Annotated in this window: 24 protein-coding genes; 7 read left to right on the forward strand and 17 right to left on the reverse strand. The window is 52.8% G+C overall.

The window, feature by feature from the left end:
• Positions 1-52: 52 nt before the first annotated feature.
• From dolP to HV213_RS03320, 4 genes are read right to left on the reverse strand one after another with little or no spacing between them, the layout of a single operon-like run.
• A complete protein-coding gene (dolP, locus tag HV213_RS03305) occupies positions 53-628 on the reverse strand; it encodes a division/outer membrane stress-associated lipid-binding lipoprotein (protein WP_110272898.1) in 576 nt (191 codons plus the stop codon).
• A 9-nt stretch (positions 629-637) separates the two neighbouring features.
• On the reverse strand, positions 638-1228 hold the full coding sequence (gene diaA, locus HV213_RS03310; protein WP_110272899.1) for a DnaA initiator-associating protein DiaA: 591 nt from the start codon (positions 1226-1228) through the stop codon (positions 638-640).
• Positions 1229-1250: 22 nt separating this feature from the next.
• On the reverse strand, positions 1251-1637 hold the full coding sequence (locus HV213_RS03315) for a YraN family protein (protein WP_112213594.1): 387 nt from the start codon (positions 1635-1637) through the stop codon (positions 1251-1253).
• Positions 1595-3700: a penicillin-binding protein activator gene (locus HV213_RS03320; RefSeq protein ID WP_181484749.1), complete on the reverse strand. Its 2106-nt coding sequence runs from the start codon at positions 3698-3700 to the stop codon at positions 1595-1597. The genes HV213_RS03315 and HV213_RS03320 overlap by 43 nt, the downstream gene beginning before the upstream one ends.
• Before the next feature lie 63 nt (positions 3701-3763).
• Here HV213_RS03320 and rsmI point away from each other — a divergent pair, with 63 nt between their 5' ends.
• Both rsmI and HV213_RS03330 read left to right on the forward strand, forming a co-directional pair.
• Positions 3764-4627: a 16S rRNA (cytidine(1402)-2'-O)-methyltransferase gene (rsmI, locus tag HV213_RS03325; RefSeq protein ID WP_181484750.1), complete on the forward strand. Its 864-nt coding sequence runs from the start codon at positions 3764-3766 to the stop codon at positions 4625-4627.
• Between the two features lie 4 nt (positions 4628-4631).
• Positions 4632-5645, forward strand: a complete 1014-nt coding sequence (locus HV213_RS03330; RefSeq protein ID WP_181484751.1) for a Fic family protein — start codon at positions 4632-4634, stop codon at positions 5643-5645.
• Positions 5646-5728: 83 nt separating this feature from the next.
• Here HV213_RS03330 and HV213_RS03335 read toward each other — a convergent pair whose 3' ends face one another.
• The 12 genes from HV213_RS03335 to kbaZ all read right to left on the reverse strand — a co-directional run bounded on the left by HV213_RS03335 (position 5729) and on the right by kbaZ (position 16178).
• On the reverse strand, positions 5729-6448 hold the full coding sequence (locus tag HV213_RS03335) for a galactosamine-6-phosphate isomerase (protein ID WP_181484752.1): 720 nt from the start codon (positions 6446-6448) through the stop codon (positions 5729-5731).
• A gap of 51 nt (positions 6449-6499) precedes the next feature.
• Positions 6500-7291 carry a PTS galactosamine transporter subunit IID gene (gene agaD / locus HV213_RS03340; protein ID WP_181486325.1) on the reverse strand — a complete coding sequence of 264 codons (792 nt, stop codon included), beginning with the start codon at positions 7289-7291 and terminating at the stop codon, positions 6500-6502.
• Complete coding sequence (gene agaC, locus HV213_RS03345; protein ID WP_181484753.1) at positions 7281-8084, reverse strand: PTS galactosamine transporter subunit IIC; 804 nt, start codon at positions 8082-8084, stop codon at positions 7281-7283. The genes agaD and agaC overlap by 11 nt, the downstream gene beginning before the upstream one ends.
• A 53-nt stretch (positions 8085-8137) precedes the next feature.
• Positions 8138-8614: a PTS galactosamine transporter subunit IIB gene (agaB, locus tag HV213_RS03350; protein ID WP_181484754.1), complete on the reverse strand. Its 477-nt coding sequence runs from the start codon at positions 8612-8614 to the stop codon at positions 8138-8140.
• A 196-nt stretch (positions 8615-8810) separates the two neighbouring features.
• Positions 8811-9683: a tagatose-bisphosphate aldolase subunit KbaY gene (kbaY, locus tag HV213_RS03355; RefSeq protein ID WP_181484755.1), complete on the reverse strand. Its 873-nt coding sequence runs from the start codon at positions 9681-9683 to the stop codon at positions 8811-8813.
• 12 nt (positions 9684-9695) lie between these two features.
• On the reverse strand, positions 9696-10850 hold the full coding sequence (locus HV213_RS03360; protein WP_181484756.1) for an AgaS family sugar isomerase: 1155 nt from the start codon (positions 10848-10850) through the stop codon (positions 9696-9698).
• Positions 10851-11150: 300 nt separating this feature from the next.
• On the reverse strand, positions 11151-12284 hold the full coding sequence (gene nagA, locus HV213_RS03365) for an N-acetylglucosamine-6-phosphate deacetylase (protein WP_181484757.1): 1134 nt from the start codon (positions 12282-12284) through the stop codon (positions 11151-11153).
• Positions 12281-12715 (reverse strand): PTS galactosamine/N-acetylgalactosamine transporter subunit IIA, encoded by a 435-nt coding sequence (gene agaF, locus HV213_RS03370; protein WP_181484758.1) that lies wholly within the window; start codon positions 12713-12715, stop codon positions 12281-12283. Before agaF ends, nagA begins: the two co-directional genes overlap by 4 nt.
• 16 nt (positions 12716-12731) lie before the next feature.
• Entirely contained in the window at positions 12732-13610 is an 879-nt protein-coding gene (gene agaE, locus HV213_RS03375) for a PTS N-acetylgalactosamine transporter subunit IID (protein ID WP_110272913.1), read from the reverse strand.
• A complete protein-coding gene (gene agaW, locus HV213_RS03380; RefSeq protein ID WP_110272914.1) occupies positions 13600-14379 on the reverse strand; it encodes a PTS N-acetylgalactosamine transporter subunit IIC in 780 nt (259 codons plus the stop codon). Before agaW ends, agaE begins: the two co-directional genes overlap by 11 nt.
• A 10-nt stretch (positions 14380-14389) precedes the next feature.
• Positions 14390-14863 (reverse strand): PTS N-acetylgalactosamine transporter subunit IIB, encoded by a 474-nt coding sequence (gene agaV, locus HV213_RS03385; RefSeq protein WP_181484759.1) that lies wholly within the window; start codon positions 14861-14863, stop codon positions 14390-14392.
• 19 nt (positions 14864-14882) lie between these two features.
• Entirely contained in the window at positions 14883-16178 is a 1296-nt protein-coding gene (kbaZ, locus tag HV213_RS03390) for a tagatose-bisphosphate aldolase subunit KbaZ (RefSeq protein WP_181484760.1), read from the reverse strand.
• A gap of 249 nt (positions 16179-16427) precedes the next feature.
• Between kbaZ and HV213_RS03395 the strand changes: the two genes are divergently transcribed.
• Positions 16428-17237 (forward strand): DeoR family transcriptional regulator, encoded by an 810-nt coding sequence (locus HV213_RS03395; protein WP_181484761.1) that lies wholly within the window; start codon positions 16428-16430, stop codon positions 17235-17237.
• Between the two features lie 52 nt (positions 17238-17289).
• Here the strand turns inward: HV213_RS03395 and garD are convergent, their stop codons facing one another.
• Positions 17290-18861, reverse strand: a complete 1572-nt coding sequence (gene garD, locus HV213_RS03400; RefSeq protein ID WP_110272925.1) for a galactarate dehydratase — start codon at positions 18859-18861, stop codon at positions 17290-17292.
• A 518-nt stretch (positions 18862-19379) separates the two neighbouring features.
• Between garD and garP the strand changes: the two genes are divergently transcribed.
• The 4 genes from garP (at position 19380) to garK (ending at position 23643) form a co-directional block, all read left to right on the forward strand.
• Entirely contained in the window at positions 19380-20714 is a 1335-nt protein-coding gene (gene garP / locus HV213_RS03405) for a galactarate/glucarate/glycerate transporter GarP (RefSeq protein WP_110272926.1), read from the forward strand.
• Between the two features lie 28 nt (positions 20715-20742).
• The gene (gene garL, locus HV213_RS03410; protein WP_112213613.1) at positions 20743-21513 is read left to right on the forward strand and encodes a 2-dehydro-3-deoxyglucarate aldolase; all 771 of its coding nucleotides are present in this window, start codon (positions 20743-20745) and stop codon (positions 21511-21513) included.
• 28 nt (positions 21514-21541) lie between these two features.
• Positions 21542-22432 carry a 2-hydroxy-3-oxopropionate reductase gene (gene garR, locus HV213_RS03415; RefSeq protein WP_112213614.1) on the forward strand — a complete coding sequence of 297 codons (891 nt, stop codon included), beginning with the start codon at positions 21542-21544 and terminating at the stop codon, positions 22430-22432.
• A gap of 65 nt (positions 22433-22497) precedes the next feature.
• Entirely contained in the window at positions 22498-23643 is a 1146-nt protein-coding gene (gene garK / locus HV213_RS03420) for a glycerate 2-kinase (protein ID WP_181484762.1), read from the forward strand.

The raw sequence follows: 23643 nt of genomic DNA on the forward strand, positions 1-23643 counted from the left end.
GGATGTGGTTTCCCGGAGGCGGTGCGTAGCGCCAGCCGGGATGCATTAGGGCTTATTTGATATAGGTAAAGGCGGTTGTCACGCGAGATACGCCGCTCACCCGGCTGGCGATATCCGCCGCTGCGCGTCCTTCACGATCGGTCACCAGACCCATCAGGAACACTTCACCGTTTTCGGTTGTCACTTTCACGTTGGATGATTTCACCTGGTCGGTCGTCAGAAGCTGGGAGCGGACCTTGGTGGTAATCCAGGTGTCCGAAGAGGCGGTACCTAAGCCGATCGGCTGGCCCGAACGCACTTCGTTAAACACTTCCGTTGTCCCTTCAACACCCATAGCAATTTGCTTGGCGCGGGCAGAGAGGTCGGCGACCGGAGTTTGCCCGGTTAACAGAACTTTCCCCTGGTACGCGGTAACGTTAATACGAGCTTGCTTTTTGATTTGTTCATCTTTCGACAAGGCGCTGTTGACGCGCAGCTCAAGCGTACTGTCATCAACCTGAGTCCCCACTGAACGCGGGTCCGTCGCGGCTTTTGTGCCAACGGCTGCCGTTCCGACTACCGCTGCAGCAACGCATCCCTGAAGCAGTAGCGCAGAAAGCAGAATGGCGAGGGGCGAGAGGGCCTTCATGTGTTCTCCTTAATCGTCCTGGTGTGGAAAAAGCGTGTTATCAATCAAATCACACAAACAATTGACGGTGAGCATGTGCATTTCCTGAATTCGCGCGCTGCGATGCGAGGGAATACGGATTTCGACATCCTGCTGACCCAGCAGGCCGGCCAGTTCACCGCCGTCATAACCGGTAAACGCCACGATAGTCATATCGCGGGTGACCGCCGCTTCCACGGCTTTCACGATATCCCGGCTGTTGCCGCGTGTAGAAATCGCCAGCAGTACGTCGCCAGCGTGTCCCAACGCGCGCACCTGCTTGGCGTAAATTTCGTCGTGCAGGCGATCGTTGGCAATCGCGGTTAAGACCACATTATCGGCATTTAGTGCAATGGCAGGTAAACCAGGGCGCTCGGTTTCAAAACGATTAATCATGCTAGCAGCAAAATGCTGTGCGTTGGCGGCGGAAGTGCCATTACCACAACAGAGGATTTTGTTGCCGTTCAACAGCGACTGGACGAGCGTCATAGCCGCACGGGAGATGGCGTCCGGGAGTGCTTCCGCTGCTGCAATTTGGGTTTGAATGCTTTCGGTGAAGCAGGCTTTAATTCTATCGAGCACGGGATCCCTTAATTCATATACGCTATTCGCCAAAGGCGTTTTTTAGCCATTGGATGTCGTTTCCGGTGAAGGCTACCACATCGAAACGGCAATCCACAGTCTCAAAACTCCCATTATGTCGGGAGAGCCACAGACGCGCGGCTTTGAGCAGTTTTTGTTGCTTTTGCGGCGTGACGCTGGCGGCGGCATCGCCGTAGTTTGCGCTGCGACGATAGCGCACTTCCACAAACACGGTGACGCTGCCGTCACGCATGATGAGGTCAATCTCGCCGCCGCGTTCATGAACGTTAGCGGCGATAAAACGCAGACCCTGGCTCTCCAGCCAGCGGCGAGCCTGGATTTCCCAGGCATCGCCGGTCTGCTTACTTAGTTGGCTGCGACGATTTGTCCACCCTGGTACTTGAGCCATGACAGTTTCCTGTTGATCACGCAATCCTGCGTGGCCGTGAGATCGCCGGTGTTGCCATTCAATTCAAAGCCGGAAACCTGGCGCATTTGCGAGAAATGGTTGGCCAGCGACCAGGCGTCGGCACCCATGGCATACAGGCGCGCCAGCGAGTAGTCGTTGCGAACGGCGGCTAACGCTTGTTGTTGCAGCGCCGGGTTGCTGCCTGCCAGCATCGGGATCTCGCTATATTGTAAGCCTTCCATCTCCAGACGGAAATCAGGACCTGAAGTGCCCTGAGAGCTGCGGGAGCTGGCATACAGCGTCACGCCGCTTTGGCTACCGTTACGCAGGGCAATCATGGGTTTGATATAGCCAATCTGTTCCGGCGTTGCCAGGATATACGCGGCGTCGACGCTGCCGCCACTGCTGACAGGCACGTCGCTCGGGCTACCCAGGGCGCTATCCTGCGCTGATGGCAGGGTTGATACCGGAGAGCCGCTCAACGAGATACCGCTGTTGACGCTGCCGCGTAGTTCGGCGGTTGAACCTAAACGCTGTTGCAGTACCGTACCGCCGCCCAGCTTCAGCCACTCGTTGGCAAAGGCGCTAACCACCCGATCGCCCAGCGCGCCGCGCGGCACCAGCAGCAGCGGAGTCTGCTTGCCCTGATCGTGAATGTGGTGCGCCGCATCGCGGGCTTCATCTTCCGGGGAGAGTGCGAAATAGCAGATATTTGCCCGGCTTTCGACTTTCTCCGGCTGGTTCAGCGCCAGCACGTTCAGTGAAGTATTGCTCTTAATAACATCTTCGACGTTCTCTTTCAGCAGCGGACCAACAACGATGGTTGCGCCGTCCTGCTGCACCTGGGCCAGCAGTTGGCTCATCGGTTGAGTGGTGGTGTCGTAAATTTTCAGTTCGGCGGAAGGGTTTGCCGGAGTGGCTGCCACTGTCTGAGTTTGCGGAGCTGTCGTTGCCGGTTGGCTGGTGGTTTCTGCGGTCGCGTCGGTAGCTTGAGGCGTCGAGGCCTGGACCGCCGCCGGTGCGGTGACCGGAGCCGCAGTTTGTACCTGGTCGGCTGCCGGGGCCTGTACCGGGGTTTGTGCATTATTGGTGGTGGTGAGATCGGTCACTTCCGCCTGCGATGGACTGACTACTGCGCTATCAGCAACGTTTGCCGCCTGAGCGACCTGAGCAGGCACCGCGCTTCCAGTAACGGCAGGTGCGCCGTTTTTCGCTGCTTCAAAACCCTGCTGGATTGTGCGGCCAAATATCGCCGCCTGACCGTTTAGCGGCAGCAGCAGGGCGATTTTATTGGTCGATGCGGCCTGGTAATTTTGCATGTTACCTAACTGCGTGGGCAGCATTTTCGCACCCGGATTTTGCGGGTAGCGGGTCTGCCAGTCTTTAACGCCCGCTTTCAGCATTGTCGGGTCGCTGCGGTTATCAAACCACATGCGCTGTAGATCCAGCCAGCCCTGTAAAACGTTCTCATCGGCGTTAATGACCAGCGCGTTGGCTTGATCCTGGGTCATCGTGGTGAGCGCTGCCCAGGTCGCGTCGATATTCTTCTGCTTTTGCGCGGGCAGGCTCAGCAGCGGCTGCTGGGCGATCAGTGCCCGCAGCAGGTTTAGTGAGGGCTGCCCCTGGCTGGCGTCGATTTGCGCCTGCCAGTAGCGCGGCAGCTGATTTTGCTCAAGGCCTGCTGGGTTGAGTTTACTCAGCAGCGCCTGCGCGCCCTGGAAATCGTTCTGCGCCAGCTTTACTTCAACCGCCAGCAGCGATTGTTCGCGGCTTTGCGTACTGTTGAGGTTAGACGGTAGCTGATTGAACAGGTCGATGGCCTGCGGTTTCTTACCTTCCTTCAGCAGTGCACGAATGGCGAGTAATTGCCAGTTGGTCTTGCTATCATTCGCGCTTTGCTGCATTTGTTGCAGGTAGTAACTGGAGTCTGCTTGTGCCGTACCCTGCAAATACGCCGTGCTTTGGTCCGGAGTATGGGTGCCGCAGCCAGCAAAGATCAGGGCGGCCAGCAGTACGGGTAGACAACGCACGGGTTTAGAACGAAGAAATGTTGACGGTACCATATGTATCCAGTGATATTTTTTTGGCTCAATGCTCAATATTAAATCGGCAATACGGACGAGACAATGAAACAACACGAATCAGCGGATAATTCTCAGGGACAGCTCTATATTGTACCCACTCCGATAGGAAATCTGTCTGATATCACGCAACGCGCACTGGAAGTGTTGCAAGTCGTTGATTTAGTTGCAGCGGAGGACACTCGCCATACCGGTTTGCTGTTGCAGCATTTTGCGATTAGCGCCCGTTTATTTGCGCTTCACGACCATAATGAGCAGCAAAAGGCTGAAACACTTCTGGCGAAATTAAAACAAGGGCAAAACATCGCGCTGGTTTCGGACGCCGGAACGCCGTTGATCAACGATCCAGGCTACCATCTGGTGCGCGTCTGCCGCGAGGCGAATATTCGCGTAGTGCCGCTGCCGGGCCCTTGTGCGGCAATCGCGGCACTGAGTGCTGCCGGGCTGCCTTCGGATCGTTTCTGCTATGAAGGTTTTCTGCCCGCTAAGTCAAAAGGGCGTCGCGATACGCTCAAGGCGCTGGAAGAAGAGCCGCGCACGATTATATTTTATGAATCAACGCATCGCCTGCTGGAAAGCCTGGAAGATATCTGCACCGTGTTGGGCGAATCCCGCTACGTGGTGCTGGCGCGTGAGCTGACCAAAACCTGGGAATCTATCCACGGCGCGCCAATCGGTGAGCTGCTGGCATGGGTGAAAGAGGACGAGAACCGCCGCAAAGGCGAGATGGTACTGATCGTTGAAGGCTTTAAAGCGCAGGAAGAGGCGCTGCCAGCGGTTGCGCTGCGTACGCTGGCCCTGTTGCAGGCTGAACTGCCGTTGAAGAAAGCCGCCGCCCTGACCGCAGAGATCCACGGTGTGAAGAAAAATGCGCTGTATAAATATGCCCTGGAGCAGCAGGGGGAGTAATCGCATGAGTCGTTACCAGCCGCCATTTAGCATTACGCCTGCCATTCTCAATCTGATTGTTGAGGTCGGGGAGCTATTAGGGCACTGGTCGGCTCAAACGGGACGAGTTTCTCCTCTCCTACGAAAAGATAATCGCATTCGCACGATCCAGGCTTCGCTTGCGATAGAGCACAATAGCCTGAGTACCGAGCAGGTCACTGCCCTGGTGGAGGGAAAACGTGTTCTTGCGCCAGCAAAAGATATTCAAGAAGTCAGAAACGCCATTCTGGCATACGAAAAAATGGCTGAATGGAAAAGCTATCGGTTAACCGATCTTCTGGCCGCCCATCGAATCCTGATGATAGGGTTGGTTGATAACCCTGGTCAGCTGCGTAGCGGAGACGTGGGGATCTACAGGGATAAAAAACTTATTCATATGGCTCCCCCGGCTTCTCAGGTCGGTCGTTTGATAAACGATTTGTTGCAGTGGCTGAAAATAACTGACATCCATCCGCTTATCGCCGGAGCAGTCTTTCACTATGAATTTGAATTTATTCATCCCTTTGCCGACGGTAATGGCCGAATGGGTCGCTTGTGGCAAACATTAATTCTTAGTCAATGGCGTGCGGAGCTTGCCTGGTTACCGGTGGAAACGCTGATGCATTATCAGCAGGAACGGTATTATCAGGTTTTAGGGATGTGTGATCGTCAGAGTGACAGCACGCCGTTTATCGAGTTTATGTTGGAAAATATGGTCACTGCTTTGAAAGAAGGCGTGGGACTAACCGCTGCTCTGTCGGAAGAAATGTCGGAAGAAATGTCGGAAGAAATGTCGGAAGAAAAAGTGACAACGTTAACGGTTGTTGAGGGGCGGATCCTCCAGCTTTTGGCTGTCGAACCGACGCTCACGGCGAAGGACATGGCCCAGGCAATCGATGTTTCTGCCAGAACCGTTGAACGGTACCTGAAGATATTGCAGCAAAAGGGAAGACTACAGCGAACCGGAGCAAAGAAAGGGGGAGCCTGGCGGGTTCTTTAGCTTCGTTAGCCACCGAAGTGGAACATGCCCTAGAGGTGGTGGTAACGCCTTTCCACTACATGAAGAAAGGCGATTCGGCATTGTTATACCGCTAGATAAATTGAATTATCCAACAGGCAGTTTACCTTGCTATGTAGCCACAGGAACGAGGCGGGGATGGACGTTGAGACCGTCTGCGTAAGGTACTTCCTGGTGGCCTCCTTTTTTCCTTCTCCTGCAATGAGTAACAGGATTTCTTTGGCATTCAGGATATCCTTCAGGCCCAGCGTGATCCCTTGTTCAACGGAATGTCCGGCTGTTTTTAACATGTCATGCTGGCGCGTTTGCTCATCAAGGTTGCTGATATGACAAAACGGTTCCAGATCATCTCCTGGTTCATTCAGCCCGAGGTGGCCGTTTTTCCCCAGACCCAGGACACATAAATCAATGCCGCCCTTGCTGGCGATCAGGTCGGTGACGCGCTCGCACTCCTTCTTATCGATATTTTCCGATCTAAAGCCGATAAGTTGCTCTTCCTGTAAGCCCAGCGGTTGGACAATGTGTTGCTGCAGGAAGGATTCGCACGTTCCTGGTGTCTGCAGCGGAATACCCACCCACTCATCGAGCTTTACAAATGTCACCTGGCTGATATCCATCTGACGCTGGCGTACTTTCTCGACAAAATAGCGGTAGGTGAGTAAAGGCGTACTTCCTGTTGCCAGGCAAATCACTGCGTCAGGTTTTTTCTGTATGAAGGTGACCAGATGCTCGCTGGCGCGATCGCTTAACGTGTTGTAGTTGTGGCATGGGTGTACATTTTGCATTTGTAGCTAATTCCTTTAAAAGGGGCATTGCTGTCATGCCCCTTGGTCCGTTTAAAGAATACCGAGCGCGGATGAGGCAATTGAAAGGATAAACGTCACGCCGATTAACAGGACCGGATGCGCTTTTTTCACGCGCAGGAGGTAATACATCAGCAGTGTGTAGCCCATAGGTAAGATATTCGGGAAGACTTTATCGAAGAAGTCCTGCTGGAGAGCAACGCTGTGCGTACTGTCGATGGCAAATGAGGTCACGACGTTAATGTGCACATAGGACGCGATAAGCCCACCAATAACGGTAATACCGAGGATCGTCGCCGACCGGGCAATCATCTGCGAGTTTTCCCTCACCTTATCGATAGCTTTGACCCCGACCGAGTAGCCGATATGGGTCCAGCCGACGCGCAGGAAAAAAATCATCAAGTAGACGGCGAAAAACAGAATAGGCCCCAGTACATTCCCCTGGCTGGCGAAAGACGAGCAGATCCCCGCCATGATCGGCAGTAAGGTGAACCAGAATATTGCATCGCCGATCCCTGCGATTGGACCAAATAAGGCCACTTTTAAGCCCTTAATCGTGTCCCGGTTTTCTCCTTTTTCTTCCATTGAGATCAACAACCCCATCAGGAATCCGACAAGGTTTGGGTGGGTGTTGATAAATTCCAGGTGATCTTTCATGGCCGCACTCAGGCCAGCTTTGTCATCCTTATAGATTTTTTTCAAAACCGGGAGCATGGCCCATGTGAATCCGCCTGCCTGCATCCTTTCATAGTTAAAACTGGCCTGAAGGAGCGATGAGCGAAAACCCAGGCGAGTAATGTCCTTTTTACTGATTTCAGATCCCATTGCTGTAATCCTCTTCATCATTCTTGCTGACGGCAGGTTGTGATTGCGCCTGCTGCTTAGCTTTTGCATTGAAAAACTCATACACGGCGAATCCTGCACCGAGTACGGCTACCGGGAGAAGGTTGTTTACCTGGATATAACAAACAAAGAGGAATCCCGCGATCAGGTAAGGAATGTATTGCGCTTTAAACATGACGCGCAGCAATAAGCCAAAACCGACTGCTGGGAGAATACCGCCCGCCACTTCGAATCCGTGGGTTAACCAGGCTGGCATCGATTTCACTAGTGCCTGCATTGCACCTTGCGCCAGATAGGTACAAAGAAAGGCAATAATCGCGTAGGAGAAAGCGACAATGAGTATCGTCAACCAGTTCAGGCGGCCGAAGGCGCTTGTGTTTGCCTCTTTTGCCGATTTATCGGCTTTCGCCATAAAGAGCGAGAAGGCAGAGTAGAAGAACAGAATGACGTATTGCATCAGCAGGCTGAACGGCAAACCGAGGCCGATGGCAGTTTTGGCATCCACGCCGGTAGACCAGGCAATTACCGTGGTCATTAATCCCGCCATAATCGGGTTCGGGGGCTGAACGCCGCCTGCGGGGGTTAGGCCAGCAAATGCCAGTTCAGTCAGACCACCGGTAATCAAACCGATGTGAATGTCGCCGAGGATAGCGCCGGTTAACGTACAAACGATAATGGGTCGGAATAAAAACAGAGCTTCCAGCCAAAAATCGATTCCCAGAATGAAGACTAATGCAGCCAGGGATATCCCCTGAATAAGGGTTATTTCATGCATTTAAATCACCTCAAATAAATAAGTCCATTTATCATGAAGGAATGAGCTTGTTTTTATGCAGGGATCTGTTCTTTTTGATCTCCGGGAACATCCTGAATAAAGATATTAACGCCACTTTGCTTGATAAATTGCAAGTCATTGAGATCCTGTTCGTTAACATATACTTTGCTGCTAATCTGCTTTTTGCCTTCTGAGAAATGCATGTTTCCAACGTTGACGTCTTTTAACGCAATACCGCCTTCAATGAGCTTTCTGACCGTTTGTGGCGTGCGACAGATGAGAAATATTTTCTGATGTGGCGCAGCTTTACCGATGACGTTAATGGTTTTTTCTATAGAAAAGAATCGGATACCAAATCCGTAGGTCTCAGCGGTGATGCCCATCAGCTTCTGCTGAATATCGTCTTTGGCGACGTCATCATCAACAACCACCAGCAGATTAGCGCCAATAGTTGATGTCCAGGTAACGCCAACCTGGCCGTGGACTAATCGGTTATCGATACGGGTTAATAAAATATTCGGACCGCTCATATTTAAAACCTCACCATAAATAAATTAAATGAATATTTGCAATGTATTATTTATATGAAACTGATTACTATATTACTACTTAGGGAAACCTAACAAATAAAATTCTGCTTGTGTGATTTATTAATTACACCAAGCGTTACCTTATTTTTTTTCGGTAACGCTTTGAAATGAAAACACTAAGAAATAACTTTTGTAATCATAATTGATCACTGGCAAATATTTTATTTGCTGAACCGCAAACATTTATTTTACTTCGAACCACCTCTTTCATCGCGTCCATACCAACGCGCATATAGTAACGCGGGTCGTTACCTTGTGGGTTTTCGGCGAACCACGCTTTGACCGCATCAGCAAAGGCGATTTTCAGTTCGGTGGCGACGTTGACCTTACACACGCCCAGCTCAATGGTGCGACGTACATATTCGTCAGGCACATCGCTTGCGCCGTGCAGCACCAGCGGCACATCAACAACTTCACGAATTTCCGCCAGACGCTTGAAATCGATTTTAGGCGTTTTGGTATAGAGACCGTGCGCGGTACCGATCGCAACGGCAAGACTGTCGACGCCGGTCAATTCGACAAAGCGTTTGGCTTCCTGAACATCGGTCAGGAATGCGCTTTCCGCATCCACGCTCATGTCATCTTCAACCCCGCCCAGACGCCCCAGTTCGGCCTCGACGCTGCAATCCTTAGCATGGCAAAAATCGACAACCGACTTCACCAGCTTTACATTCTCATCAAAGGGAAAGTGGCTGCCATCGATCATTGCGCTACGCACGCCTGCATTCACTTTGCGGCTAATATCCTCCAGCGATTCATGGTGATCGAGATGTAGCGCCAGCGGCATGTCATAAGTGGTGGAGTAGGCATTACACAGCGCGTAGATCTCTTCCAACGCAATATGCTTAAAGGTGCCCGGCGTACCGGCGAGGATCACCGGCGATTGCATTTCTCTGCACACTTCCAGGATTGCCTGGATCGTTTCGGCGTTATGGATGTTAAAAGCAGGGACCGCATAGCCTTTAGCTTGAGCGTCCAGCAGCAGATACTTAGTAGAAATAATGCTCATGATGCGATCCTCTTAAGCCTGCCAGGGGTGAATAACGACGCCTTGCACCACGCGATTAACGGTACCACTGGCGGACGGACTGTCCGGCGTATTGCCGACATTAATGGACTGCGTGAGGGCAAAAACCTGAGCGTACATCAGGAAGCAAAAGGCCAGTTCCATATCGATGAACGGACGAGCAGAAGGCAGCAGGATATGCGGGCCAGCTTCGATAACTGCGTCTGTTTCTGCGGCAATGGCGACGACGCGCATGGCCTGCTTGTCACGACGTAGTTCAGCCAGCAGGTCGAGGTCGTACTGACGGGTGTAAGGATGGCTGGAGACATACACGACGATCAGCGTTTCGTTATTCACCAGTGATTTTGGACCGTGGCGGAAGCCGGTAGGGGAGTCATAAAACGCCGCCAGCTTACCTGCCGTCAGTTCCAGTACTTTCAACGCAGATTCACGCGCTGCGCCCTGTAATCCGCCGCTACCGAGGTAAACAATCCGCTTCCAGGGTTCATTGCCAAATACGCCGTGACTGAAATCGCCAAATGAAGTCAGGATCGTCTGGCAGCGATTGGCGACGTCGCGGAAGGTTTGGCTATTGATCGCTTCCGGCATAAATACAGCGAGACAGCTGGCCATCATGGTGGTGATGCTGCTGGTCATCGCAAAACCGCGATCGTGCGTCTCAGCTGGCATCAGCAGGGCAAAGGCATTACTGCTCTTCACCGCATTTTGATACAGGCTGCCCGCTTCGTTGCAGGTGATTGAGAGATGGTAGCACTCGGGCACAAACTGATTCGCCAGCTCAACGGCGGCAACGCTCTCTGGGCTGTTGCCGGAACGGGCGAAAGAGACCAGCAGTAACGGATGTGCTGGATTCAGATAATCCATAGGGTTGGTGACAAGATCGGTGGTAGGGACGGCGCTGATATTTGTCCCGGTGTGGCTGGAGAGCCACGGCGCGATAATATCGCCGATAAACGCCGAGGTTCCGGCCCCGGTCAGTACGATCCGCAGATCTTTTTTGCGCAACAGCGGTGTGAGAAAGTCGTTAATTGCCGGACGAATACTATCAATGTTGTTAAGCGAGCGGATCCAGCAGGCTGGTTGCTGGCGGATCTCTTCTTCTGTCCAGGTTCCGGTTGTCGCGGGAGCAGGGGTGTAGGTTTCTGGCATAACTCAGTCCTTAGTCTTGTGAATTCCACATCAGACGCTGGCAAAATGTCGCTATCTTTCGTTTCGTTTCACTTAATCGTGTGTTCGGTTGATTAAAATTTATATGAAAGAAATCGAAAGTTCAATAATGCAAAATGAAATAAAACGAAATTTGTGATCGCTTTAGCGCAGACCCTTATTATCTTATTGATCTTCAATGAATAGATTTAATGCAGGCAGGAGCAGGGTTTTATGAAGCGAAAGGAAAAGAAAGGCCTTGCGATCGGAGACCGCAGGCCAATATGAGGCAAAATGAAAGGGTTAAAGGGGGAAAGACTGACCCTGAATCCAGATTTGTTGTAAATGCAAGCGCTCATCGAGAGCGATAATGTTGGCGCGTTTACCCGCTTTTAGCGATCCCTCCTGGTGGTCGATGCCCAACAGACGAGCTGGATGCAACGAAGCCATATGAATGGCCTCTACTGCGGCGACCCCTGTAAACGAGACCATATTGCGAACCGCTGCATCAATCGACAACGTACTTCCCGCCAGGCCGCCGGAAGCGGTTCGAACGATACCATCATGCATTTCGACGTTTTCGCCGCATAGCGTATAGCGCCCGTCGGGCATACCGGCGGCCTGCATTGCATCGGTTATCAGCACCAGCCGATCTTTTGCACAACAGCAGCACAGCTTCATGGCCGCCGGATGAACGTGGTGCCCGTCAGCGATAAGCTCAAGCCATGCTCGTGGGTCAGTTAACCCTGCGCCGACCATGCCTGGTTCCCGATGATGTAAACCGGTCATGCCGTTATAGCAGTGCACTAATCCGTCCGCGCCTGCGTCAAAGGCGGCGTGAGTTTGCTCCCAGGTCGCCGCGCTATGGCCCAACATTACCCGCACATTTTGCTGCTTCAGATGGCGAATCGCCTGCAAAGCGCCGGTTTTTTCTGGCGCCAGCGCGACCACGCGTAAGGTGTGCCGGGAAATGGCAATCAGCTCGTCCAGTTCACTAAACTCCAGTTCGCGGAACAGCTCCGGAGGATGTGCGCCCTTGTTCTGCGGTGTGAAGTACGGCCCTTCCAGATAGCTTCCCAACACCTGTGCACCAGGTCCGCCGGAATGGCAGCGTTGTGCTATGCGTTCCAGCGCGCCGTGAATCTGTTTCAGTGGCGCGGTAACGGTGGTGGGTAGCCAGCTGGCTACCCCTTCACGTGCTTTATGCATCGCCAGTTTGTCGAGCGCATCCGGTGCGTCATCCATCACATCGACGCCCGCACCACCGTGCACGTGGATGTCGATATATGCCGGACAAAGTAGCTCTGCATCACGCTCTACGGTACCTGCAGGAATCGGCTCTATCGCTGTAATGATACCTTCTTCAATACGCAACTGATGATCGTCAAACCAGCCTTGCTCGGTCAGCAGGCGTCTGGCGCGCAGAATTTGCGTCATATCCCTTCCTCAACGGGCTTTTCCTCGCGGCACTGTTCCAGCTCATCAACCAGACTGGTGAGACCACGATGCCCGCACTCCAGCGCCTGTAACCGAAACGCTTCGCTGCTTAACCCTTCGCGTTCCAGCGCCATTTCCAGCAGAAGTTGCAAGTTGGTGCCGGTGATCACTTCCCAGCCTGGTTTTTGCATCGCCAGCGTCGAAGCAACGCGGAATGGTGTACCGCCCAGCAAGTCAGTCAGAAAAACAATACCGTCTTCGCTATCCAGTTCATTCACTGCCTGCTCAAGCTGCGAAGTGAGCAGCGCGGTAGTCGAAGTTTCCGGAAAATCGATGGCGATGAACCGCGACTGCTCGCCAAGGATTTGCTTCATGGCTTTTTCCATTCCACTGGCAAATCCGCCGTGACCCGTCAAAATAATACCTATCATCTACAGCCCCTTGTATTTACAGGAAGTGACAGAATTTACCTACGACACCGAGTACCACGGTGATGCCGATAAGGCGTAGCGGACTCCAGCCGCGACGCACCAGCCAGTACATGGTCAGCGTATAGACCAGTGGCAAAAATGCGGGCATCAGTTTGTCGATAACATCCGTCTGAAGTTTCACCACCGCATCGCCCGCAGTAATTTCCAGCGTGGTGCTAAGGCGTACATAAGTGGCAACCAGCGCGCCAATCACCGTCATACCGACGATAGATGCCGCATGCCCAACCTTTTTCGTATTGGCTTTGATCAGCGGAATGGCCGCGACCCCCATGCGATAAGCATAATGCGCCAGACCAAAACGCAGGCCGAGATGCACGACGTTGAAGAACACGATGAAAACGACAGCGCCAAGAATCGAACCTTGAAGTGCCAGACTGGCCCCAATACCGCCGCAAATGGGCAATAATGTCAGCCAGAACATCGCATCGCCAATCCCGCCAAGCGGTGCGCCCACGGCAATTTTGGTGCTCTGAATGCTGTTTACATCCTGCTTAGAGCGCTCCATCGCAAGAATAATGCCGATAACAAAGGTCACCAGAAACGGATGGGTGTTGAAGAAGCCCATGTGACCCTTCATAGCGCGCGCCAGGTCACGTTTGTTGGTGTGGATTTTTTTCAATGCGGGCAGTAAACCATACAGCCAGCCGGAAGCCTGCATACGTTCATAGTTAAAGGAAGCCTGTAGCAGCATTGAACGCCAGGCTACGCGGTTGATATCTTTTTTCGTCAGCTCCGCACCGATTTTTTGGTCTTCATAGACGTTCTCATTGGTACCGGAAAGGAGCGTCTCTTCGGTATCGGAGACGTTCGGTAGCGTCGTTTGATTAGATGCCATCTTCGAATTCCTCTTTCTGTGCTTCTGGAGCAGTAGGCTCGGGGGATTTACGTAGAAAATCGATCAGTGCCATGGCCAGTGCCGCGGCGGCGATAGCCAGCACCGGGAGTTTAAGCCAGGCGGCGGCCACAAAACCGAGGATGAAATAGGGGATGTACACGTTTTTCATCATGATTTTCAGCAGTACGGCGAAACCAATAGCAGGCATAATGCCGCCAGCGACGCCCAGGCCGTCAATCAAACGCGTTGGCAGAACGTCAATTGCCGTTTTTGCATGCTCTGCGCCAAAGTAAATGGGCAAGAAGGCGCATAAGAAGTAGAACGTCCCAAGCGCCAGCAGCGCCAGATAGTTCACCCGCTCAATCCCTGCGGTATCGGCGTTCGAGGCCATGCGATCGCAACGTGCCATAACCCCCGACATGATAGAGAACAGAAAAGTAATCCCCATTTGCACCGCAACAGCAAACGGCACGGCGACGCCGACGGCAACTTCAGGCTTCACACCAGTGGTAATGGCGAAGGTTGTCCCGACGATGGTACCGATAATCACGTTCGGCGGCTGAGCGCCAGCCAGCGGTGCCAGACCCATCCACACTAGTTCCAGCGTACCACCGGTCAAAATACCGGTATGCAGGTCGCCCAGAATCAGGCCAACCAGCGGCCCAAGTACTACCGGGCGGTGCATATGTGTTAAGCCGTTGAACATATCCAGGCCTGCAATAAAGGCGAGAATACCCAACGCAAAAGCCTGCAACAGACTGATTTCCATTATGAATCCCTCAAATTAGTTTAAAGAGATCCAAAGCGGGTTCTGTCGGAACGCCCTGAACGAAGCATTCCACACCGGCAGCTTTCAGGCCGTTGAACGCAGCAATATCATGAGCGTCTACAGAAACCGTTTTGGCAATTTGTTGTTTGCCATTGGCGTAGTGCATATTTCCTACGTTGATACGCGTGACGGGGACGCCACCGTCAACCAGCTTGAGGAAATCTGCGGGTGAGCGGCAGACCAGCAAAATTTTCTGCCGGTCGGCGGCACGGTGAATGTTGTCGATGACTTTTTGCAGCGACCAGAAGCGCACGGCAATCCCTTCTGCCAGCACCATTTCCATCAGGTTTTGCTGCACGGAATCTTCAGCTACTTCATCATTGGCGACCAGCACCAGATTGGCTCCCGCAAATCCGACCCACTGCACGCCAACCTGACCGTGGATTAACCGTTCGTCGATACGACATAACACAATATTTGGCATAGCGTTTTCCTCTTCGTTGTTATCCGTTTTGGGATGTAACGCCCTGGCAGGCGGTGTGGTACTGCTGCAGTATGTCCTGAATGTGGTTGATAATGAGTTCTCGCGGCGTTGCGTTGAGATCTTCCTCGCGCACTTTTACGTACTGCAAAGGCAAATACTGACTGATCAGCGGCAGTGGGATAGGCTCGTCCGCCAGATTACGCACCAGACGTTCGAAGGCATCATCAATCTGGCTGTCCGGCCAATAATAACGAACCCGATCGGAGTAGCTATAACCACGGGCCAGGCGACGCGCGTTGCCGTCTCCATGGTAATGGCTCTGCCAGTATTCCGGTCGATCGAGCATCACCGTTTCGAGTACATGACGCAGTCCGGAACAGGCTTTAGCAGGGAGTAACTCTTCTTCGATTGCGGCGAGGGAAAACAGTGCTTCACGCAAGGCGAAGGTCAGGGCCGGGCCAACTTTCAGGATCGCAAAGTGGTCTTTAACCAACTGGCGCAGAGAGTGTGGGGTCTGATAATCCGTTGAGTGCGCTTCAAATACCAGCGTGTCATACGCTTCTACCATCTTGCTTAACGCGACGGCTTTCTGTGGTTGATAATCGATGATGTGCGTGTGGTCAAACTCCACGCCGGGCTGGACAACAAGAGCAATGATGCGCGGCCAGATAGCGTCCAGACCCTGTTTTTCAAATGCATGGTGATGAGCTTCCAGCGTGGCGCGTGCCGCTTCTGGTGTGGTGACCTCCAGCTCGGTTAACGTTTCATTAGCGCCGCCGGGAACCGGAACTTCGGTACCAATAACGTAGACAAGATCCGATTCGCCAAAGTGCTCAACGCAGGTTAATTCGGCAACCTTTGCCAGACGTGCTGCACGTTCAGCGACGATGGCATCCGTCAACGGAACGGGGTCGCCCTGGCAGGACATACTGCAATCAAGGTGGATCTTTTTAAATCCGGCTGCCACATAACTTTTAATGAGATCGTCGGCATTACCCATCGCCTGTTTTGCTGGCAGGTTTTGCCAGCGGTTGGGGCCAAGGTGATCCCCACCCAGAATCAGCTGATCCTGGGAAAAATGAAGCACGTCGGCTAGCTGGTGGACAAAGTCACGGAAATCCGCTGGCGTCATACCCGTGTAGCCGCCGAACTGATCAACCTGATTGGAGGTCGCTTCTATCAGCAATGGTGTGCCGTTGGCGTGGGCGTAGCGTATTGCGGATTCCAGTACCAGTGGATGAGCGGAACAAACGGCATAAATCCCGTTGGCCTTCCCCCGTTTATGCTGTTCCACTATTTTGGTCAGATGTTTCACTTTCCTCTCCAGGTCAGATAACTACGGCATTAATCTTTCGTTTTGTTTCAATTAATACTGCATCATGGTCTTATGAAAATAAAACGAAAGATAATAGTTTTCCGATCTGTTTCACAAAAGAAACGTAATGAAAGGTTTCAGCGGTGCTATAGCGTGCGGATAACGCGCCCATGGGCTTGCATTCCGTTAAAAGAAAGGCGTTAATAGACAAAACGAAATGAAACGAAAGAATTGACCAAAGGATTTCTTATGAGCAATACCGACTCTTCTGCGGGCAAACGCATAACGGGCACCAGCGAAAGGCGTGAGCAGATCATCCAGCGGTTGCGACAGCAGGGAAGCGTGCAGGTGAACGATCTTTCCGGATTGTTTGGCGTGTCGACGGTAACTATTCGCAACGATCTGGCATTCCTGGAAAAGCAGGGCATTGCCGTTCGTGCGTATGGTGGGGCGCTGATTTGCGACAGTCATACGCCAGGCTCGGAACCATCCGTTGAAGATAAAAGTGCCCTTAATACGGCGGTGAAACGCAGTATTGCCAGAACAGCGGCTGAACTGATAAAGCCAGGACATCGGGTGATTCTGGACTCCGGTACCACCACTTACGAAATTGCCCGCCTGATGCGCCAGCATACCGATGTGATTGCGATGACCAACGGCATGAACGTTGCTAATGCACTACTGGAAGCGGAAGGGGTTGAACTGTTGATGACCGGGGGGCATCTGCGTCGTCAGTCGCAGTCTTTTTATGGCGACCAGGCGGAGCAATCTTTGCAGAATTACCACTTCGATATGCTGTTTCTCGGCGTTGATGCCATTGATTTAGAACGTGGTATCAGTACGCATAATGAAGATGAGGCGCGGCTAAACCGTCGGATGTGTGAAGTGGCGGAGCGAATTATTGTGGTCACTGATTCCACAAAATTTAATTGTTCCAGCCTGCATAAAATCATTGATACGCAGCGTATCGATATGATTATTGTTGATGAAGGCATTCCTGCTGACAGCCTGGAAGGGTTACGCAAGAATGGAATAGACGTGATTTTAGTCGGTGCCTGAAGTATTTTACAAAAGCCCTCTCCCGCAGAGGAGAGGGCTGAATATCTTAGTATCACGTCACCGGTGCTGGGTTAAACACCGCCAGCTGATTATGTAAGCCCCACTGATCCGAGAAGGTTTTCTTGCGGCCGCTGGCGACATCAAGAATAAATTCGAACAGCTTCAGTCCCACCTCTTCGATGGTCTCTTCACCGGTCGCAATCGTTCCGGCGTTGATATCCATTAAGTCAAACCAACGATTCGCCAGTTCGGTACGCGTCGCCATCTTAATGACTGGCACCGCTACCAGGCCATACGGCGTACCGCGACCGGTGGTAAACACCTGCACCGTGATCCCAGAGGCCACCTGCTGGGTACCGCAGACAAAATCACTGGCTGGCGTTGCGGCGTAAATCAGGCCGCGTTTGGTTGGACGCTGTCCCGGGGAAAGTACTTCGGCAATCGCGCTCTTACCGGATTTAGCGATAGAACCGAGCGCTTTTTCCACCACGTTTGCCAGGCCGCCTTTCTTGTTGCCTGGGGAAGGGTTGGCGCTGCGGTCGGTTTTGCCCATATCGAGATAGTTATCGTACCAGGCCATCTCTTCCAGTAGACGTTTACCCACTTCTTCGTTGATGGCGCGTGGCGTCAGCAGATGGATGGCATCGCGCACTTCGGTCACTTCGGAGAACATCACGGTTGCGCCGCAGCGCACCAGCAGGTCGGACGCGTAGCCCACTGCAGGGTTGGCGGTCACGCCAGAAAACGCATCGCTGCCGCCGCACTGCATACCGACCACCAGCTCGGAGGCCGGGCAGGTTTCACGCTGGCGCTGGTTCAGTTTCTCCAGATGACGTTCGGCAACTTGCAGAATATCGTCGACCATCGATTTAAAACCGACGTGCTTTTCGTCTTGCAGGCTAACGATACTGGCGCTATCCACCGGGATGCTTTTCACATCATCGGTACCTTCCAGCAGACGCTCTGGCTGAAGTTTTTCGCAGCCGAGGCCAATTACCATTACTTCACCGCCGAAATTCGGGTTAAGCGCAAGGTTGTGAATGGTACGGATGGGCACGACCGCCGCCGGGGCGTTAATCGCCACGCCGCAGCCGTAAAGGTGGTTCAGGCCGACTACGCCATCAACGTTGGGATATTTCGGCAGCAGATCGCGTTCGATAATTTTAACCACGTAATCTACAACGCCCGCCACGCAGTGCACGCTGGTGCTAATGCCGAGCAGGTTTTTGCTCCCCACGCTACCGTCCGCGTTGCGATACCCTTCGAAGGTGTAGCCTTCCAGCGGCGGCAGCGGCTCGGGAACTTTGGTCGCCAGCGGCAGGGTGTTGAGCGGTGGCGCTTCCGGCAGTTCGACCAGCGATTCATCTATCCAGCTACCCTGCGCGATATCACGTACCGCGTAGCCAATCACTTCGCCATAGCGGATGATTTCACCGTGTGCGGGAATATCGACCAACGCGACCTTGTGGCCTTGCGGGATATGTTCAACGAGCGTGAGTCCATCAGGGAAACGCGTCCCGGCCGTTAAACCTCGATCGTTAACAATAATCGCCACATTATCCGTTTCGTGTACTTTTATATAAAACGCCGTCGGCGATTCTTGTCTAATTTCAATGTCAGCCATTGTCCAGTATTCTCCAGCAAGGTGCGAATAATAAAATAAAACGTTTATACCCGTCATATTTCAAGCTGCATGTGCGTTGGCTTTCCTCGCTCACCCCAGTCACTTACTTTAGTAAGCTCCTGGGGATTCCCTGCGTTGCCGCCTTCATGCAACTCGAAATATTTAGGGTATATTCAATTTCTGATTCTCAGATTTGTGGAATTAAGAATGTCAGGTGTTTAGATTTAAAAATGTGATCTAAATCACTCATTTTCGCGAGAGGGAGTCAGGTATAGAAGGAAATCACTGGAACTGTGCATCAGCGCCCACTGATTATTGCATTTGCACAATTATAATGGTTTTTGTTATCTCCTTGTGGGGTTTATGCACAGTGATCAAATACCCTGAGCTGATTATACTGAGTCATGCTTGCAATGCGTCGGATAAGTAAATCGACAGTATCTAAGATCGATTTATAAATAACTAAAATCACACCAGTAATAAATGATGGAAGGTGTGTCGTACCTGAGGAATATAAAATGAGTGTAGATGCAGCAATAGAGCAGAAAAAGGGTATGCCAACCCGATATTTAATTCTGTTGATAATATTTATTGTTACTGCCGTTAACTATGCAGACCGTGCGACGCTATCTATTGCCGGTACCGAAGTGGCGAAAGAGTTGCAGCTGAGTGCAATCTCAATGGGTTATATTTTCTCCGCTTTCGGTTGGGCCTATTTGCTGATGCAAATTCCTGGCGGCTGGCTGCTGGACAAATTTGGCTCGAAGAAAGTCTACACCTACAGCCTGTTCTTCTGGTCGCTGTTTACCTTCCTGCAAGGCTTTGTGGATGTATTCCCGCTGGCCTGGGCGGGTATCTCAATGTTTATCATGCGTTTTATGCTGGGCTTCTCGGAAGCACCTTCTTTCCCGGCAAACGCCCGTATCGTTGCGGCCTGGTTCCCGACCAAAGAGCGCGGTACCGCATCCGCTATCTTTAACTCCGCGCAATATTTTTCTCTGGCGCTGTTCTCTCCGTTGCTGGGCTGGCTGACTTTTGCCTGGGGCTGGGAACATGTGTTTACCGTCATGGGTGTGATTGGCTTTGTCCTGACCGGTCTGTGGGTTAAGTTCGTTCACAACCCAACCGACCATCCGCGGATGACCAAAGAAGAGCTGAAGTTTATCTCTGAGAACGGCGCGGTCGTCGATATGGACCACAAAAAGCCGGGTAGTGCAGCGGCCAGCGGTCCTAAACTTCACTATATCAAGCAGCTGTTGACCAACCGCATGATGCTGGGCGTGTTCTTCGGCCAATATTTTATCAACACCATCACCTGGTTCTTCCTCACCTGGTTCCCGATTTATCTGGTACAGGAAAAGGGGATGTCGATTCTGAAAGTGGGTCTGGTGGCATCTATTCCAGCGCTGTGCGGCTTTGCCGGCGGGGTGCTGGGTGGGGTGTTCTCCGACTATCTGATTAAACGTGGTTTTTCTATCACCGTGGCACGTAAGCTGCCGATTGTCCTCGGAATGCTGCTGGCCTCGACCATCATTCTGTGCAACTACACCGATAATACCGTGTTGGTGGTGAGCCTGATGGCTCTGGCCTTCTTCGGCAAAGGATTTGGCGCACTGGGCTGGCCGGTGATTTCCGATACCGCTCCGAAAGAGATTGTTGGCCTGTGCGGTGGTGTATTTAACGTATTTGGTAACGTCGCTTCCATCGTAACTCCGCTGGTTATCGGTTACCTGGTGAGCGAGCTGCATTCATTCAACGCAGCGCTGGTCTTCGTAGGATGTTCGGCTCTGATGGCGATGGTTTGCTATTTGTTTATTGTCGGCGACATCAAACGTATGGAACTGCAGAAATAATTAACGGTTAAGTGACAAGGTATAAGCGATGAATAACGATATCTTCCCGAACAAATTTAAGGCGGCCCTGGCGGCGCATCAAGTTCAGATCGGCTGCTGGTCCGCGCTCGCAAGCCCTATCAGCACTGAAGTTTTAGGTTTGGCTGGCTTTGACTGGCTGGTGCTGGACGGCGAACATGCGCCGAACGATATCTCAACCTTTATCCCACAGCTGATGGCGCTGAAAGGCAGCACTAGTGCGCCAGTTGTGCGCGTACCGACCAATGAGCCGGTGGTTATTAAGCGTCTGTTGGACATTGGTTTCTATAACTTCCTGATTCCGTTTGTAGAGACGGAAGAAGAAGCAGTCAATGCCGTGGCTTCGACGCGTTACCCGCCAGAAGGTATTCGCGGCGTCTCTGTATCGCATCGCGCCAATATGTTTGGCACCGTGCCGGATTACTTCGCGCAGTCGAACAAAAACATCACCATCCTGGTGCAGATCGAAAGTCAGCAAGGCGTGGATAACGTCGATGCGATCGCCGCAACCCCGGGCGTCGACGGTATTTTTGTCGGCCCAAGCGATTTGGCCGCTGCGTTAGGCCATCTGGGCAATGCTTCCCACCCGGAAGTACAAAAAGCTATCCAGCACATCTTTGCGGTCGCGAAAAAGCACGGTAAGCCAAGCGGCATTCTGGCGCCGGTTGAAGCGGATGCGCGTCGTTATCTGGAATGGGGCGCAACCTTTGTCGCCGTCGGCAGTGACCTGGGCGTATTCCGTTCGGGCACGCAGAAATTAGCTGATTCCTTTAAGAAATAACCACCACCGAAACTAGAGAGATAAAGACATGACAATGAAAGTTGGTTTTATTGGCCTTGGTATCATGGGTAAACCAATGAGTAAAAACCTCCTCAAGGCAGGTTACTCGTTGGTGGTTGCTGACCGTAACCCGGATGCGATTGCAGAAGTGATTGCTGCAGGCGCGGAAACCGCCACGTCGGCGAAAGCCATTGCTGAACAGTGTGACGTGATCATCACCATGCTGCCGAACTCTCCGCATGTGAAAGAGGTGGCGTTGGGCGAAGGCGGCATCATTGAAGGCGCGAAGCCGGGTACCGTTCTGATCGATATGAGCTCCATCGCACCTCTGGCAAGCCGCGAAATCAGCGAAGCGCTGAAAGCGAAAGGCGTGGATATGCTGGATGCGCCGGTCAGCGGCGGCGAACCGAAGGCCATCGACGGCACCCTGTCGGTGATGGTTGGCGGCGATAAAGCGATTTTCGACAAATATTACGATCTGCTGAAAGCGATGGCCGGCTCCGTAGTACATACCGGTGATATCGGCGCAGGTAACGTAACCAAACTGGCTAACCAGGTTATTGTGGCACTGAACATTGCCGCGATGTCTGAAGCGCTGACTCTGGCGACCAAAGCGGGCGTGAATCCGGATCTGGTGTATCAGGCTATCCGTGGTGGACTGGCCGGTAGCACCGTGCTGGATGCGAAAGCGCCAATGGTGATGGACCGTAATTTCAAGCCGGGCTTCCGTATCGATCTGCATATCAAAGATCTGGCGAACGCGCTGGATACCTCTCACGGCGTCGGCGCACAGCTACCGCTGACCGCTGCGGTGATGGAGATGATGCAAGCGCTGCGTGCCGACGGTCTGGGTACCGCCGACCATAGCGCTATCGCATGCTACTACGAAAAACTGGCGAAAGTGGAAGTCACTCGCTAACAAGAAGGGCGCGGATGCGCGCCCTGTAATTCTTGCCTTGCGCGGCACTGTCAGGCTACATAACTATGAAAATCGTAATCGCCCCAGACTCTTATAAAGAAAGCCTCTCGGCCACTGAGGTGGCACAGGCTATAGAAAAAGGTTTTCGGGAAATTTTCCCCGATGCGCTCTACGTGAAGGTTCCTCTCGCCGATGGCGGAGAAGGTACCGTTGAGGCGATGATTGCCGCGACGCAGGGAACCGAGATGAGTGCCTGTGTGACGGGGCCGCTGGGTGTTCCGGTTGATGCCTGCTGGGGACTTTCCGGCGATGGCAAAACCGCGTTTATCGAAATGGCGGCGGCCAGTGGACTAGGGCTGGTACCTCCCGCCCAGCGCAATCCGTTATTAACCACGTCGCGTGGTACCGGTGAGCTGATTTTGCAGGCGCTGGAAAGCGGGGCGAAAAATATCATTATTGGTATCGGCGGCAGCGCCACCAATGATGGCGGCGCGGGGATGGTACAGGCGCTTGGCGCACGTCTTTGCGACGCGAATGGCGTGGAGATCGGCAACGGTGGCGGTAGCCTGTGTAGCCTGAATTCGATTGATATCTCTGGTCTTGATGCGCGATTGCGCGATTGTGTTATCCGCGTGGCTTGCGACGTGACCAACCCGCTGATCGGCGATACTGGCGCTTCACGGATTTTTGGCCCGCAAAAAGGGGCCACTGAAGTCATGATCCGCACGCTGGATAGCAATCTTGAGCATTACGCCGATATTATTCTGGCCGACCTGCATGTTGATGTTAAGCAGGTTGCTGGTGCGGGAGCGGCAGGCGGCATGGGCGCAGCGTTGATGGCGTTTCTCAATGCTGAATTGCGCAGCGGAATCGAAATTGTAACCCAGGCGCTGAATCTGGAAGAGCATATCCTCGATTGCTCGCTGGTGGTAACCGGTGAAGGTCGGCTGGATAGTCAAAGCATTAACGGTAAAGTGCCGGTGGGCGTGGCCAGTGTGGCGAAAAAGTATCATAAGCCGGTGATCGGTATTGCCGGTAGCCTGACCCGCGACGTGGGCGTGGTTCATCAGTATGGTATTGATGCGGTGTTTAGCGTACTGACCAGCGTGACCACTCTGGAAGAGGCGTTTCGCGGTGCAGCAGACAATATTTATCATGCGTCGCGGAATATTGCGGCGACATTGCAGGTCGGGATGGCGACGGAAGGATGA

It is taken from the genome of Klebsiella sp. RHBSTW-00484 (genome assembly GCF_013705725.1).
Lineage (GTDB): Bacteria > Pseudomonadota > Gammaproteobacteria > Enterobacterales > Enterobacteriaceae > Klebsiella.